Origin of the sequence: uncultured Treponema sp. (assembly GCF_946187725.1) — a bacterium.
Classification (GTDB): domain Bacteria; phylum Spirochaetota; class Spirochaetia; order Treponematales; family Treponemataceae; genus Treponema_D.
The window spans coordinates 15,730-29,698 of the sequence record NZ_CAMHSK010000036.1 but is presented as its reverse complement, the minus strand read 5'-3'; the positions used below and the strand labels follow the sequence as shown (position 1 = coordinate 29,698).

The window sequence follows — 13,969 nt, the reverse complement described above, 5'->3', positions numbered from 1 at the left end:
AAATGATGAGCGAGCTTGATGAAAGCCAGAAGGTTCGCGTTCTTCTTGCACAGGCTCTTTTTGGAAACCCGGATATTCTCCTTCTCGACGAACCTACGAACGGTCTTGATTTGGAGTCAATCAACTGGCTTGAAGACTTCCTTCTTGAATTTGAAAACACTGTCATCGTAGTCAGCCATGACCGCCACTTCCTTAACACGGTATGTACGGTTACTTGCGACATTGACTTCGGAAAAATCACTCAGTTTGCCGGAAACTACGACTTCTGGTATCAGATGAGCCAAATCTTGCAGAAACAGGCAAAAGATCAGAAAAAGAAGAACGAGGAAAAGGCAAAAGATCTCAAAGAATTCATCCAGCGATTTGCTTCAAATGCTGCAAAGAGCCGACAGGCAACCAGCCGCAAAAAGGTCTTGGAAAAGCTTGAGCTTGAAGATTTGCCGGTTACAAGCCGAAAATTCCCGTTCGTTCAATTCAAAACAGAGCGTGAAATCGGAAATAATGTCCTTGAAGTGCGCAAACTTAACGCAAAGGATGAAGATGGAATTCAGCTTCTCAAAGACTTCGATCTTAAAGTCAACCGCACAGACAAAATTGCTTTCGTTGGCGTAGAGCACAATGCAGTTTCGGCTCTTTTCGACATCATCGCAGGCGAGCAGAAAGCTGAATCAGGTGAATTCTTCTGGGGGCAAACTACCAGCAACACATACCTTGCCCGTGACAATAACAAATACTTTGACAATGATATGAACATCACTGAATGGCTCAAGCAGTTCTCAAAGGAACAGGATGATGCTTATGTCCGTGGATTCCTTGGACGAATGCTTTTCAGTGGCGATGAATCTCTCAAAAAGGTAAAGGTCTTGTCTGGTGGTGAGAAAGTGCGTTGTATGCTTTCAAAAATGATGCTTCAGAATGCAAATGTTTTGATTCTCGATGATCCGACAAATCATCTCGACCTTGAGGCAATCGAAAGCTTGAACCAGGCACTTGTAAACTTCCCAGGTGTAATTCTCTTTACGAGCCACGACCACGAGTTCATTCAGACAATCGCGAACCGAATCATTGAAATTACTCCAAAAGGTGTTATTGACCGAATGATGCCGTTTGATGATTATATGGCAGATCCTTCAATCAAAGAATTGCGCAAGCAGTATTATGAAGGAACTGACAGAAAAATAAAATTTTAGTAAAAATTTTGCATTTTTTTCATAAAAAGGTATTGCATAAATATTTAGATTTTGCTAATATACTAGAGCATTTTGAAAGAGATGCACGGGCAGTTAGCTCAGTTGGTAGAGCCCCTGGTTTACACCCAGGTTGTCGGGAGTTCGAGTCTCTCACTGCCCAATTAACGGGATGTAGCGCAGCTGGTAGCGCGCTTGCTTTGGGAGCAAGATGTCGCAGGTTCGAATCCTGTCATCCCGACTTACTGATAAAACTGCTCTCTCAAGGAGCAGTTTTATTTTTTTGTGGTTCTATTCTGTAATTATTTCTAAAAATAAAATCCCGCAAAAAAAATGAATCTTTCTTTTAAGAGGTATGTCATGTTCGCAAGAGTGTTTTTGAATAAAAAAGAAGAAAATGAAATCAAGCAGGGATTTCCCTGGGTTTTTGATAATGAAATATCTCATGTAAAATTTAATTCAGATTCTGGAGTAAAGCAGGCTTCTCTTGAAGAGGCTGTTGTTGAAGATGGAAGCGTTGTTGAAGTCTTTGCTAATGCTGGCGGATTTTTGGGAAGTGGCGTTATCAATCGAAAGTCAAAAATCACAGTGCGCATGATTGGAAGCGAGCATGCTGACCAGATTATGGCTGATGCACAGGCTTTTTATAATGAAAGAATTCAATCTGCTTACGATTTGCGCCGTCTTCATTACGCGGAAAGCGATTCATATCGCCTTGTATACGGTGAAGCTGATTTTATCCCTGGACTCATCGTTGAACGATATGTTGATATTGAAAGCCGCGTTTATCTTGTAGTTCAGTTTTCAACCTTGAGCTGTGAAGTTTTCCGAAAAGAGATTTTGCATGCGCTTCGAAAAATTATCAAGCCGTACGGAATTTACGAAAAAAGTGATGCTCCTAGCCGTGAAAAGGAAGGACTTTCTCTGCGCAGCTGTTGGGAAGGCGAAGTTCGCGAAGAAAAAATCGTCATCCGTGAGAACGATGTTTTGATTGAAGTTGACCTTGCAAACGGTCAGAAAACAGGCTACTTCCTCGACCAAAAAGACAACCGACGCTATGTAGGCTCTCTTTGCAAAGGTAAGCGGGTTTTGGATACATTTACCCACACAGGTGCATTCGGTCTCAATGCAGTGAAGGGCGGGGCTTGCGAAGTTATTTCTGTGGACATTTCCCCAGAGGCAGTAGAACTCGTTAACAAAAACATTGAATTGAACAAGGCTGAAGGAAAAATGACAGCCGTCTGTGCAGATGTTTTCGACCTCTTAAAAGAATACGAAAAATCAGGTGAGAAGTTTGACCTCATCATCCTCGATCCACCAGCATTCACTAAAACTGCCAAAAATATTGAAAAAGCATACGGCGGCTACAAAGAAATCAACCTGCGTGCAATGAGGCTCTTGAATCCGAATGGTATTCTCGTAACTTGTTCCTGCTCATATTTCTTCGATTCAGAGCATTTCTACGGCATGGTAATGAAAGCTGCCGAAGATAGCAAAAAGCGCGTCCAGATTCTTGCAAAATTCGGTGCTGGCCCAGACCACCCGGTTCTGCTCGGCTATCCAAAGTCAGAGTACCTTAAATGCGCAGTGTGTAGAGTGGTGTAAACGGAATTGTTGAAAAATGCGGGTGGCTGTGGTATATTTTCTCTGTGTCATATAATTGTATTTTCGTAATTGGACCGACCGCTGTGGGCAAAACCGCAATCGGTGTCCGGCTCGCCGACAAGTTCAACGGTGAAATTATCAGCGCAGATTCTCGTCAGGTTTACAAGGGTCTTGATATTGGAAGCGGCAAGGACTTGGCGGACTACACCTACAACGGCAAGCAAATTCCGTATCATATCATCGATGTTTGCGACCTCAACCGTGAGTATAATCTTTTCGATTTTCAGGAAGATTTTTACAAGGCGTTTTCCGATATTTCAAACCGCGGTCATCTTCCGATTTGCGTTGGCGGAACCGGCATGTATGTCGATTCAATCCTTCATCACTACGACATGATTCCTTTTGTTGAAAAACCGGGCGAACGAGAAGAACTTGAGAAAAAAAGCGACAAAGAGCTTGAAGAAATCCTCACTGCCGAAAAAGAAAAGCTCCACAACACTTCAGAATTCGGCGACAGGGAGCGGCTCATAAAATCAATCCTAATCAATCGGTTCAATATCTCAGAAGAATGCAGAATCGCGCGCGAAAAAATCAGGGCATCACGGCCACAAATAGAGCCTCTTGTAATCGGAACAACTCTTGACCGTACCCTTGTGCGCGAGAGAATCGCAAAACGGTTGAATGACCGCATGGAAGAGGGCTTAATCGAAGAAGTAGAAAACCTCCACGCCCATAAAAACGAAAACGGAGCCGAATGGCCCCGCCTTGAAGCCCTGGGACTCGAATACCGCTTTGTGAGCGACTATCTCCAGGGAAAATATAAATCTAAAGAGGAAATGAAAGACCTTCTCCAAATAGCAATCGGTCAGTTTGCCAAACGCCAGGAAACTTGGTTCCGCTGCATGGAAAAAAAGGGCATTCAAATCCACTGGCTCCCGCAAGCAATGGATGTCGAAGAACGCTTCCAGGCTGCCTGCAAAATCGTGGAGCTAAATATTGCCAGATAAAACGCGTATTGATGTCTATGCGTTTACGACCATTTTTTCTGCTTCAGCAACTTTTGTAAGGTACCCGGTTCTTACACAGCTTTCAAAAAGTGCCTTGCTGATATAGTCGGTTGTGACATCATCATAGCCGTCTTTGTCGCGTACGATGCGGACAACATATCCGTCATCCATTTCGCGTACGATAGTCATGTAATCTGAGGTGCTTCCAATGCTTTTAAGTGTATAAGTTCCCATGGTTTTTCTCCCTTAAATCCAAAACTGGATAAACTTTTAATTTTTGCTGAAAAACACCGCAAAAGCGATGCCCTACATTTTAATTTTCGGTATAATGGAGATAAATTTTAGCTTTTTTTGAAAAAAATGATATTTTCTGACTCCCACTTACACCTTTCTCATTGTAGCGATTTTCACAATTTCTCACAAGACAAATTTTATTGTGTTTCTTCATGCCATTCACCCGAAGATTTTGAGTTTTTAGGGCGGTCCGGAAAAACTTTGCAAGCTTTTCCGTCGGGCTATCCGCAGTTTCATTCTTCCGCTCACATTCGTGCGCTACAGAACGGCTTCGCCGCTGCTACTATCCCTACCGCGTTCGCGAGCTTCGGCATACACCCTCAGTCAGTAAATTCTGCTTATCTAAAAGAAAATTTTCACGCTGACTTCTCTTATCTTGAATCACTTGTTTCTGAGAAAAAAATTGTCGCAATCGGTGAGTGCGGATTTGATTTTTTTACCCCTGAATTCAAGAGCACTGCAAATGAGCAGAGTGTCGTATTTGAAGCACAGCTTTACCTGTCACAAAAATACAATGTCCCAATGGTACTTCACTTACGAAAATCCATTGAAAAAATTTTTACCTATTCCAAAGATTTGAGAAAACTTCCGGCTGTTGTGTTCCATTCTTTTCCAGGCACAGTCCGTGAAGCCGAATCGCTTAAAAATCATGGATTAAGAGCGTTTTTTTCTTTTGGAAAAACGATTATTAATGGAAAGAAAAGTGCCATCGATTGCGTGAAAAATCTTCCAATTGAAAATCTTCTTTTTGAAACGGATGCACCATATCAGACTCTTAAAGGTGAAATTGCAACGAGCCCTGCTGAAATAAGGATTGTTTATGAAGAAGCTAGCAGGCTTCGTTCTGTGCAATTAGAAGAACTTTGCGAAAAAGTTTACGAGAATTTTAGCGAAGTATTTTTAACTGTTTAGAAAGGCTTTTGCTTTTTCACGGGCCAATCTGTCAGCAGAATAAACATCCTTTAAATCTCTTGGAGCTTCACTCCAGTCTGTTTCGTGAAGGACTTTTGAAACACATTCAGGAATCTGCAAGAATCCGATTTTTCCGTCAATAAAAGCCTGTACTGCAATCTCATTCGAAGCATTAAATACAATCGGGTAGGAGCCGTTTTTTTCAGCCGATTCAAAGGCAAGTGAGAGCATCGGAAAATCATCAAATCGCGGTTTTTCAAATGTCAAGGTTCGTGTTCCGTCTGCTGTGTCAGTCAAATCGAAACTCTTCATGCTGGATGAAAGAATTTTCGGCCAGTCAAGAGCCTGTAAAATCGGGTGCTTCATGTCTGGTTCAGAGAATTGACCGTAAACAATGCCGTCTTTGGTGCGTACAAGTGAATGGATAATGCTTTGCGGGTGAACTACAACTTGAACTTGTGATGCACTGACATCAAAGAGACGGACTGCCTCGATTACTTCAAGGCCCTTGTTACCCAAGGTCGCTGAATCAATTGTGATTTTTACACCCATATCCCATGTTGGATGTTTCAATGCGTCAGAAACAGTCACATATGCAAGTTTTTCCCTCGAAAAGGTGCGGAACGGCCCGCCGCTTGCTGTAATGATGATTTTATCGATATTTTCTTTGCCACATTGATTTATGAGGGTAAAGATTGCAGAATGTTCTGAGTCAACAGGAAGAATTTTAGAACCTGAGCGTTTTGCTGCTTCAAACATCAATGGCCCTGCCATAACGACAGTTTCTTTGTTAGCCAGTGCGAGATCGACTCCTGCTTCAAGAACAATCATGCTTGGTTCAAGACCGGAACTTCCTGCGATTCCGTTGACAACAATATCAGGTTTTGTTTTTTCGATTAGCTTTTTAATACCTTCAATACCTTCCTGTTTTGTCAGTGAAGAAGGGCAGTTAAATTCAAGTGAAAGTTTCTCTAATTCATCCTTTTTTGAATTAGCTGTAAGACCGCAACAAATAAAACGGTCTTTTTGCGTACGCAAAATATCAACGGTGCTACTTCCGATAGAGCCGGTTGCACCTAGTACGAGGACTCTTTTCATATTCTAAAACAAAAAATTTATTCCAAAGTAGTAGACAGGAGCAACAAACAAAATACTGTCGATTGAATCCAAAACACCGCCTCGACCAGGGATAAGTGAACCTGAATCCTTAATTTCAACAGAGCGCTTAATTACTGATTCTACTAAATCACCGATAATAGCGACAAAGGCTACGAAAAATCCGAAAATAAGAATCTTTATAATGGAACCTGTGAAAACTTCGGGGAAGAGTTTATGGGCAATGACTCCGGTGAGCATTGTGCCAGCGAATCCACCAAAGAAACCTGCTACAGATTTATTTGGACTTGCTTTTATGAAACCTTTATTGTTTTTACCAAAAAGAACGCCGGAAAACCATGCTACAGAATCGCACAAACATACCATAAGGAAGAAAAATGCAATAAATTCTCTCGAATGCTCATGAAAAGTCATTCTTGAAACAAAACTTGGTAAATAACCTGCGTATAAAACGATGAAAGAAGAGCTTATTAAATGTGAAGCAGAATTTTCAAAACTGTTTGCTGAAAGAACTTCATAGGCCATGCAAAGCAGAAGGACAAAAATAAACGAATAATCAATGAAATGCGGGCTGCAACCCAAAAAAGAACATACGGCTCCAGCAAGGGCTGGAACTACAGTTGAAATTAGTACCAATGGTCTGGCTTGTAAAGCAAACTTATTCTTCAAAAGATTATAGAGTTCTCTTCCTGCAAGCAAAGCTGCTATAAAAGCAAGCATGTGTAATGAAATATGATGAAACTGATTAAAATACACGAGACAAATAACTAATGGCAGGCCTACAAAAAAAACTAGCAGCCTCTGTAAAACTTTATTCATAAAATCCCCATATTATTAGACCTGTTCGAAAATCTATGTTTCCTTACATGTCTTTGAGAGTTTTTCAGGCTAAAACCTTGAAAAAACTCAATTTCTAACGGAAGGTATTCGGAAAACTGAAGTTTCTGAACACCATTATTGATTCGGAACAGCTCCAAATCGTCTGTTTCTTTGCTGGTATTTAAAGATATCCTCAAAGAATTCATTTTCAGTATAATCTGGCCAGAGTGTTTCCGAAAAAACAAACTCCGCATAAGCACACTGCCATAAAAGAAAGTTGCTCAACCGTTCTTCTCCACCTGTGCGAATCATTAAGTCTACAGGCGGAAGTTCCGGTATATCGAGAGATTTTGTAAAAATCTCTTCATTTATATTGTCGGCAGTTTCGCCGCTTTCTATCAGTTTTTTAACACCGCGAACAATTTCATCACGGCTTCCGTAATTTATTGCGAGAACACAAGTTGTTCCTGTGAAATGTTCTGTATCTTTTTTGGCATTTAGAATTTCAGTTTTAACATCTTCTGGTAAACCATCAAGATTGCCAATGTGTTCAACTTTTATTCCGTTTTTTTTGTAAAATTCAAATTCTGCACGCAAATGACCTTTAATTAAGCCCATCAAATATCCGACTTCTTCTTGTGCGCGTTTCCAGTTTTCTGTTGAGAAAGTGTATAATGTTACATATTGGATTCCGATTTTAGCAGCGGCGGCCACAATTTTTTTTGCACTTGTCAATCCTTCTTTGTGACCAGCCGTTCTTGGCAATCCGCGTTTTTTTGCCCAGCGGCCGTTTCCGTCCATTATAATTGCTACATGGTTCGGTACTCCGCGGGCAGTAATATCTTCGGCAGTCATGTTATGCCATGATTTCCTTTTCTTTTGCATCGCAGACTGTCTGAATTTCAGCGATATATTTGTCTGTGAGCTTCTGAAGGTCGTCAGTCTCCTTTTTAAGCTGATCTTCTGTTATTTCACCAGCTTTCTGCTGCTTTTTGAGATCGTCATTTCCGTCTCGGCGGATATTTCGGATTGTTGTCTTATAGTTTTCACCTACTGATTTTGCCTGCTTTACAAGTTCCTTTCTGCGGTCAGCAGTGAGGGCAGGGATAGCAATTCTGATAACTTTTCCATCGTTTGATGGGTTCAATCCCAAATCAGCAACGAGAATTGCTTTTTCGATTTCTGTAATGAGCGATTTGTCAAACGGAGAGATAACGACAGAGCGTGCCTCTGGAATTGAAATCTGTGCGACTTGAGAAAGTGGAGACTTTGCTCCATAATAATCAACACGAACCTTGTCAAAAAGTGAAGCTGATGCACGACCAGTTCGAATTGTGTTCATTTCATTCTTGAGACCTTCAATTGTTTTGTCCATTTTTGATTTTGCATCAAATGCCATAATAATCCTCCGTTAAAAACATAAAAAGCGGTCAGATTTTAGTCTGACCGCCGATTTGAAAACTAATTATTTTCCAAGAACATAGAGAACAATCTTTCCGAATGAAAGTTTTGCTCCAGCTGCTTTAGAAACTTCTTCGAGTTTTTTAGCGACAGTTACTTTGTCGTCTTTTACAAATGCCTGATCTACGAAGCAGATTTCTGCAAGGTGTTTGTTAATTTTACCCTGCAAAATTCCAGCCTTGACATTTTCTGGCTTAGAAGCCATCTTTTCATCCTGAGCCATCTGTGCCTGGAAGATTTCTTTCTGCTCGTTAACATAGCTTTCTGGAACATCTTCTTTTTTGATGTATGCAGGTGTAAATGCAGCCAAGTGCAAGCAGCAGTCTTTAGCGAAAGATTTAACGTCTTCTGATTCTGCGCCTTCAACAACAACGATTGCACCAGTTTTGTTGTCTGTGTGAACATAAGTTCCAGCAACTGCATTTGCTCCAAGCTCAACAAAATCAGCTCGGCGAACAGACATGTTCTCACGGAATTTGATTGCAATTTCATTGATGAGTGCTTTGTGCTCATCTGTGACTTCGCTTTTTCCGTTTTTGAGTGTAATTTCAGCAGCTTTGTCTGCGATGGCGACAAAGTCTTCGTTGTTTGCAACAAAGTCTGTTTCACAAGTAACTTCAACAATAGCGAGTTTGTTTCCATCCTGCTTGATTACGATGCGTCCTTCACCAGTTGCTCGGTCTGAGCGTTTTTCCATTGCTGCAAGACCTTTCTCTTTGAGGATTTTTTCAGCCTCTGCAAGGTCTCCGTTTGCTTCTGCGAGTGCTTTTTTGCACTCAAGCATACCTGCGCCAGTATTTTCGCGCAAAGTCTTTATATCAGCAGCTGTAATTGCCATTTTTTAACTCCATTATGCTAATTATTTGATATTGCTTTCGTCTACATCTGTGATGTCATCTTCGTCGTCTTCGTCAGCAACATCTTCTTCTTTTGGTTCGGTAGGAGTGTAGTTTGAGTAATCGACGATTTCTTCATCATCTTTCTTTGTAGAAGCGTCTGTAACAACATCATCTTCGTCACCGAGAGTTTCGATGATTTTGAGACCTTCTTCGTTGTTAGCTTCTACAACTGCGTTAGCGATGATAGAAGTGAAGAGGCTGATAGCACGGATTGCGTCATCATTACCTGGAATTGGGTATGTGATTCCCTCTGGGTTACAGTTTGTATCAACAACAGCAACAACTGGGATTCCCATGCGGCGAGCTTCTGCAACAGCAATCTGCTCTTTGTGTGTATCGATAATGAAGAGAACTCCTGGAAGTTCTTTCATGTCTTTGATACCGCCGAGGTTTTTCTCAAGTTTTGCCTTTTCTTTCTGGAGGTTTGAAACTTCTTTCTTTGTAAGATTATCGAAAGTTCCATCTACTTCCATTTTCTCGATTTTCTTGAGTCTCTGAAGTGATTTTTTGATTGTAGAGAAGTTTGTAAGCATACCACCAAGCCAGCGGTTGTTTACATAGAACATGCCGCAGCGTTCAGCTTCTTTCTGAACAGCCTGCTGAGCCTGCTTCTTTGTTCCTACGAAAAGAACTGATTTTCCTGAAGCAGTGATTTTTCGAACAGCTTCATAGCTGTCTTTGATTGCAGCGATTGTTTTCTGCAAATCGATGATGTGGATACCATTGCGCTCTGCGAAGATGTACTTCTTCATGCGTGGATCCCAACGTTTAACCTGATGACCAAAGTGTACACCAGATTCAAGCAAACTCTTCATGGTTACTACTGCCATTGAGTTTCTCCTTCACCGGAAATCTGAAAAAGCTTTTTGCCTTTGATTTCCACCGTCTCTTGTTCTCGTGCTCAAAAAATTGAGCCGGATAATTACGAACATTGCTTCCAGCCAACAGCCATCCGCAAAGCCCGACAGAATTACAATCTATTCGAGAATAGAATAACCCTGTTCTTTTAACATATCATAAAGCTCAAAAATAGGCAAGCCAACAACACTTGAATTCGTGCCTTCGATTTTCTTGATAAAGCATGAGGCTAAACCTTGAATTCTGTAGCCGCCTGCAACACCGTGCCAATCTCCTGTATCGACATACCAATCGATTTCTTCTTTTGTCATTGGCGCAAATGTGACATTCGTAATTGAAGTTCGGCTGGATGCATACATCAAATCGCCGTTAAAAAGCGCCAGGCCTGTGATAACCTGATGGGTTTTTCCCTGAAAATCCTGCATGAATTTTGCAGCTTCTTCGTTGTCACCCGGTTTCCCATAAAGTTTTCCATCGAGCAGGACCATTGTGTCTGCCCCTAAAATCCATGGAATTTCATGACCTGCGGGGTAGGTGCGTGCAACTGCATCGACTTTCCTGCTTGCCAGAAATTCCGGAACTTGATCAAGTGGCAAATCGGAGGGATATTCTTCTTCAAAATTTGACACTTTGACCTGATATGGAATGTTCAGAAGTTTTAGTATTTCCTGCCTTCGCGGAGAAGACGAGGCTAGGATGATAGGTTTCATGGAAATCCTCCAAAGAACAACTTTATTAAATCAATTTTATTTTAAGTGATTTTGAAAAAATCTACAATAAGGAAATATGTATATTTCAAAAAAATATTTATCTTGCATATTTCCGTTACAGATTTTTTTTATTTATTATTAGAAAACTGCATGATTATCATAAAAAAAAGCGGAATCTGAAATAATTCCGCTTTTATATAAAATCATGTATGGTTTAAGGATTGTTATTTTGTATCCTTTGCGCTCTTGTTAGCACCGCCAGACTGAAGCTGTTTTAGAAGTCTGAGTGCACGATCGCGAACAGGTTTTACATATCTGTAGTTTGTTGCAATCTGTCCGACAGACTGAATCATAGCGCCTTTGTCTTCGACTTTGTCTGCAATTTTCTCATAGGCAATAATAACTTCAAGAGCCAGTGAACTTGTTGGGTTGAGTACTGCGTTCTTTTTATTTGCCCAGGCGATTGTGTTTACTACATCATCGTTGCTGTTCATTCCGATATCACCAAGAGAACGGATTGCAGCAGTAATGACCATCGGTTCATTGTCTGAAAGAGCAATGTTTTTGAGTGTGGTCTTTGATTCTTCTGTTGGAACCTTTCCGAGAATTTCACAAGCTTTTGCGCGAATGTCCGGGAAATTGTTCATGAGACGGCCGTTCTGTCTTGACTGTGTGTTGATGCCTTCGCCTGCAAGATGGTCGAGTGCTACCATCATGTCTGGAGATACGCGGCCTTCATCAGCTGCATTTTCAAGATACTGTAATGCTACAAGTTTGTTGTCGCGCTCATCAGAATTTACAAGTTCTGTGATAACAACATCCTCAACAGTGCTCAAATATGCTTCCTCTGCTGATTTTTCCTGGGCAGTTACAGAAAATGCCAAAAACAAAGCACAAGCAGTGCAAGAAATTTTTTTCAACGATTTCATGGTTAAAAGATTCCTCCTAAGGTCAAGTGAAAAAAAACACTTAGATACATATTATAAAATATGGGGTTAAAAAAATCAATAATATTTTATGGTATCCCCCAAAAAGACAACAGCTTTTTAGGGGATGCCTAACATTTTAACTGAATTCTTCGTTTGTTGGAAGGTGAATCATCCATTTTCCGTCTACCTTATTGAAGTAGTAGTAAACGGTAATCTGCTCTTCCTGAACCTGAACGGCCTTGATGTAGGTGTCTGAAATGTATCGGATTTCAGTGACTTCACGACCTCTGCGAGCCGGAACGAAAACCAGCTTGAAATAATCCTGAAGTGTCTGAAGCTTGACGCCTTTTACTGGAAGCTTTTTTTCAGCCTTCTGGAGATTTTTGCGTATTTTCCAGTAGTCAATTGAAGCCGGGGCAACATAACCAATCCATGCGTTATAACTTTTATTGCTTGCTGGATCCTTCATTATGTTGTCGAGTTCTGCAATGATACTGAGAATTTTTTCCTTGTCTTCTGAGAATGCGTCGCGTGAAACGGCAACATCACCGACAGAACGAGAATATTCATCATCATCAGTGGCAGGTTCCTCGATTACAGGCTCTGGCTCCTGTTCGATTACAGGCGGAAGTTCCTCTACAACTGGAGCTGGTTCTTCCACAACTGGTGGCGGTGCAGGTTCTTCTGCAACTGGAGCAGGAGGTTCTGCTTTTGTACTCTGACAGGAAACTGCTGTTCCTGCAAATGAAAGTGCCGAGATGAGACAAATTGCTGTATTTCTAAAATTCGTAATCTTCATACATTTATAATACATCACTTGTTGCAATCCGTCAAACATGATAAATTAATTTTTGATATGACTTCAGCAATATTTCCTGGAACTTTTGACCCTCCGACTAACGGGCATCTTAATTTAATAGAAAGGGGCAGCCGTCTTTTTGACAGTCTTGATGTGGTTGTGGCGTATAATCCGGGCAAAGCGCATCTTTTTTCCCCTGAAGAGCGGCTTGAAATGCTAAAAGAACTTACAAAAGATTTTCCGAATGTTACAGTTCATCTTTGGGACAGGCTAATCGTTGAGTATGCTGAAAAAAATAATGCAGACATATTATTGAGAGGAATCCGCAATACTAATGATTTTGCATACGAATTTGATTTGTCTCTTATGAATCACAGTCTTAATTCCAGAATTGAAACCCTTTTTCTTCCAGCTGAAGCTAAATATGGAATAGTCCGTTCAAGTTCAATAAAAGAACTCGCGAGGTTTGGCGGTGATATTTCCGGCATGGTTCCTAAAATTGTTGAAGATGCAATACATTCAAAATATGAAAAAAACTGATTTTGCTGGAAAATTTCGCTTTTTTTTCTGTGATTTTCGCACTGATTTTGTTATTCTGACATTTTTGGATTTTTTGTCATATAAAAAACTTGACAAACAAAACTTTGTATGTAATAATAATTGACATTCGGGTGTAAACTGTTGTAGTATAAATCCCGTTATCCATAAAATTTTATAGTGAGGTTTATAATATGGCAGTACCTAGAGCGAAAACGTCAAAAGCTCGCACACGCAGACGACGCGGTGTTAACATGCATCTTGAAGCTCCACAGCTTGTTGCTTGCGGCAACTGTGGCAACCTTGTTATGCCGCACCATGTTTGTCCAAAATGTGGTTTTTACCGTGGTCGCCAGGTGATTACACCGGAAGTAAACGGTTAATTGCCCGGTAAACGGCAAAACAAAACAAAGCGTTATGCCCAGACCGAATCTGGCATAGCGCAAAATAAGGAGAATATCATGGACGAATTGTTCGCAAAAATCCAGAAACTCATCGCTGAAAAACTTGAAATCGATGAAAGCAAAGTTACATTGGAAGCTTCTTTCCGTGGTGACCTTGGTGCAGACAGCCTCGATACATACGAACTTGTTTATGCAATTGAGGAAGAGCTTGGCGTTTCTATTCCTGACGAGAAGGCTAATGAATTCGAGACAGTAAAAGACGCTTACGATTTCATCAAATCAGCTCAGGCATAAGTCAAATTTAACTTTAAGAAGACACAGGTTCTTAGAGGCCTGTGTTTTTTTTTATTTTAAATTATAGAGCGCGGATGGACTGGTTAATTGCGGGAATTGTAAAATCCGCAGCTCCCTGTATACGGTACCAGCTGTTTT

Annotated in this window: 17 protein-coding genes and 2 tRNA genes; 9 read left to right on the top strand and 10 right to left on the bottom strand. The window is 40.8% G+C overall.

Annotated elements, in window-relative coordinates; genetic code table 11:
- The 5 genes from Q0Q74_RS11465 to miaA form a co-directional block, all read left to right on the top strand.
- On the top strand, positions 1-1,190 hold a 1,190-nt coding region (locus Q0Q74_RS11465), incomplete at its 5' end, for an ABC-F family ATP-binding cassette domain-containing protein (protein ID WP_294430974.1).
- A gap of 87 nt (positions 1,191-1,277) precedes the next feature.
- A tRNA-Val gene (locus tag Q0Q74_RS11460) sits at positions 1,278-1,350 on the top strand.
- 5 nt (positions 1,351-1,355) lie between these two features.
- A tRNA-Pro gene (locus Q0Q74_RS11455) sits at positions 1,356-1,428 on the top strand.
- 92 nt (positions 1,429-1,520) lie between these two features.
- Positions 1,521-2,792 (top strand): class I SAM-dependent rRNA methyltransferase, encoded by a 1,272-nt coding sequence (locus Q0Q74_RS11450; RefSeq protein ID WP_294430971.1) that lies wholly within the window; start codon positions 1,521-1,523, stop codon positions 2,790-2,792.
- Positions 2,793-2,836: 44 nt separating this feature from the next.
- Positions 2,837-3,799, top strand: coding sequence for a tRNA (adenosine(37)-N6)-dimethylallyltransferase MiaA (gene miaA / locus Q0Q74_RS11445; RefSeq protein ID WP_294430969.1), 963 nt, complete (start codon positions 2,837-2,839; stop codon positions 3,797-3,799).
- Positions 3,800-3,814: 15 nt separating this feature from the next.
- Here the strand turns inward: miaA and Q0Q74_RS11440 are convergent, their stop codons facing one another.
- The gene (locus tag Q0Q74_RS11440; RefSeq protein WP_294430968.1) at positions 3,815-4,033 is read right to left on the bottom strand and encodes a hypothetical protein; all 219 of its coding nucleotides are present in this window, start codon (positions 4,031-4,033) and stop codon (positions 3,815-3,817) included.
- A 261-nt stretch (positions 4,034-4,294) separates the two neighbouring features.
- Here Q0Q74_RS11440 and Q0Q74_RS11435 point away from each other — a divergent pair, with 261 nt between their 5' ends.
- A complete protein-coding gene (locus Q0Q74_RS11435; protein WP_294430965.1) occupies positions 4,295-5,005 on the top strand; it encodes a TatD family hydrolase in 711 nt (236 codons plus the stop codon).
- On the opposite strand, the gene dxr is transcribed toward Q0Q74_RS11435, so the two are convergent.
- The 9 genes from dxr to Q0Q74_RS11390 form a co-directional block, all read right to left on the bottom strand.
- Positions 4,994-6,103 carry a 1-deoxy-D-xylulose-5-phosphate reductoisomerase gene (gene dxr, locus Q0Q74_RS11430; RefSeq protein ID WP_294430964.1) on the bottom strand — a complete coding sequence of 370 codons (1,110 nt, stop codon included), beginning with the start codon at positions 6,101-6,103 and terminating at the stop codon, positions 4,994-4,996. The genes Q0Q74_RS11435 and dxr overlap by 12 nt on opposite strands.
- Before the next feature lie 3 nt (positions 6,104-6,106).
- On the bottom strand, positions 6,107-6,940 hold the full coding sequence (locus Q0Q74_RS11425) for a CDP-archaeol synthase (RefSeq protein ID WP_294430963.1): 834 nt from the start codon (positions 6,938-6,940) through the stop codon (positions 6,107-6,109).
- Between the two features lie 135 nt (positions 6,941-7,075).
- Entirely contained in the window at positions 7,076-7,795 is a 720-nt protein-coding gene (gene uppS, locus Q0Q74_RS11420; RefSeq protein ID WP_294430962.1) for a polyprenyl diphosphate synthase, read from the bottom strand.
- Position 7,796: 1 nt separating this feature from the next.
- Positions 7,797-8,339: a ribosome recycling factor gene (gene frr / locus Q0Q74_RS11415; protein WP_184657221.1), complete on the bottom strand. Its 543-nt coding sequence runs from the start codon at positions 8,337-8,339 to the stop codon at positions 7,797-7,799.
- A gap of 66 nt (positions 8,340-8,405) precedes the next feature.
- The gene (gene tsf / locus Q0Q74_RS11410) at positions 8,406-9,239 is read right to left on the bottom strand and encodes a translation elongation factor Ts (RefSeq protein ID WP_294430960.1); all 834 of its coding nucleotides are present in this window, start codon (positions 9,237-9,239) and stop codon (positions 8,406-8,408) included.
- A gap of 21 nt (positions 9,240-9,260) precedes the next feature.
- Positions 9,261-10,130 carry a 30S ribosomal protein S2 gene (gene rpsB / locus Q0Q74_RS11405; protein ID WP_294430958.1) on the bottom strand — a complete coding sequence of 290 codons (870 nt, stop codon included), beginning with the start codon at positions 10,128-10,130 and terminating at the stop codon, positions 9,261-9,263.
- Between the two features lie 147 nt (positions 10,131-10,277).
- Positions 10,278-10,868, bottom strand: coding sequence for a nucleoside triphosphate pyrophosphatase (locus tag Q0Q74_RS11400; RefSeq protein WP_294430956.1), 591 nt, complete (start codon positions 10,866-10,868; stop codon positions 10,278-10,280).
- A gap of 224 nt (positions 10,869-11,092) precedes the next feature.
- On the bottom strand, positions 11,093-11,797 hold the full coding sequence (locus tag Q0Q74_RS11395) for a HEAT repeat domain-containing protein (RefSeq protein ID WP_294430953.1): 705 nt from the start codon (positions 11,795-11,797) through the stop codon (positions 11,093-11,095).
- Between the two features lie 136 nt (positions 11,798-11,933).
- Positions 11,934-12,596: a hypothetical protein gene (locus Q0Q74_RS11390; protein WP_294430952.1), complete on the bottom strand. Its 663-nt coding sequence runs from the start codon at positions 12,594-12,596 to the stop codon at positions 11,934-11,936.
- 57 nt (positions 12,597-12,653) lie between these two features.
- Here Q0Q74_RS11390 and coaD point away from each other — a divergent pair, with 57 nt between their 5' ends.
- From coaD to acpP, 3 genes are all read left to right on the top strand, one after another.
- Positions 12,654-13,136, top strand: a complete 483-nt coding sequence (gene coaD / locus Q0Q74_RS11385) for a pantetheine-phosphate adenylyltransferase (RefSeq protein ID WP_294430951.1) — start codon at positions 12,654-12,656, stop codon at positions 13,134-13,136.
- Between the two features lie 191 nt (positions 13,137-13,327).
- On the top strand, positions 13,328-13,516 hold the full coding sequence (gene rpmF, locus Q0Q74_RS11380) for a 50S ribosomal protein L32 (protein WP_184657207.1): 189 nt from the start codon (positions 13,328-13,330) through the stop codon (positions 13,514-13,516).
- A 78-nt stretch (positions 13,517-13,594) separates the two neighbouring features.
- Complete coding sequence (acpP, locus tag Q0Q74_RS11375) at positions 13,595-13,831, top strand: acyl carrier protein (protein WP_294430950.1); 237 nt, start codon at positions 13,595-13,597, stop codon at positions 13,829-13,831.
- Positions 13,832-13,969: the final 138 nt, after the last annotated feature.

Bases quoted from the DNA above. Each gene is read 5' to 3' on its own strand.
- Q0Q74_RS11450 (WP_294430971.1), top strand. From the start codon at position 1,521: ATGAATCTTTCTTTTAAGAGGTATGTCATGTTCGCAAGAGTGTTTTTG.
- Q0Q74_RS11440 (WP_294430968.1), bottom strand. From the start codon at position 4,033: ATGGGAACTTATACACTTAAAAGCATTGGAAGCACCTCAGATTACATG.
- dxr (WP_294430964.1), bottom strand. From the start codon at position 6,103: ATGAAAAGAGTCCTCGTACTAGGTGCAACCGGCTCTATCGGAAGTAGC.
- Q0Q74_RS11425 (WP_294430963.1), bottom strand. From the start codon at position 6,940: ATGAATAAAGTTTTACAGAGGCTGCTAGTTTTTTTTGTAGGCCTGCCA.
- uppS (WP_294430962.1), bottom strand. From the start codon at position 7,795: ATGACTGCCGAAGATATTACTGCCCGCGGAGTACCGAACCATGTAGCA.
- frr (WP_184657221.1), bottom strand. From the start codon at position 8,339: ATGGCATTTGATGCAAAATCAAAAATGGACAAAACAATTGAAGGTCTC.
- tsf (WP_294430960.1), bottom strand. From the start codon at position 9,239: ATGGCAATTACAGCTGCTGATATAAAGACTTTGCGCGAAAATACTGGC.
- rpsB (WP_294430958.1), bottom strand. From the start codon at position 10,130: ATGGCAGTAGTAACCATGAAGAGTTTGCTTGAATCTGGTGTACACTTT.
- Q0Q74_RS11400 (WP_294430956.1), bottom strand. From the start codon at position 10,868: ATGAAACCTATCATCCTAGCCTCGTCTTCTCCGCGAAGGCAGGAAATA.
- Q0Q74_RS11395 (WP_294430953.1), bottom strand. From the start codon at position 11,797: ATGAAATCGTTGAAAAAAATTTCTTGCACTGCTTGTGCTTTGTTTTTG.
- Q0Q74_RS11390 (WP_294430952.1), bottom strand. From the start codon at position 12,596: ATGAAGATTACGAATTTTAGAAATACAGCAATTTGTCTCATCTCGGCA.
- coaD (WP_294430951.1), top strand. From the start codon at position 12,654: ATGACTTCAGCAATATTTCCTGGAACTTTTGACCCTCCGACTAACGGG.
- rpmF (WP_184657207.1), top strand. From the start codon at position 13,328: ATGGCAGTACCTAGAGCGAAAACGTCAAAAGCTCGCACACGCAGACGA.
- acpP (WP_294430950.1), top strand. From the start codon at position 13,595: ATGGACGAATTGTTCGCAAAAATCCAGAAACTCATCGCTGAAAAACTT.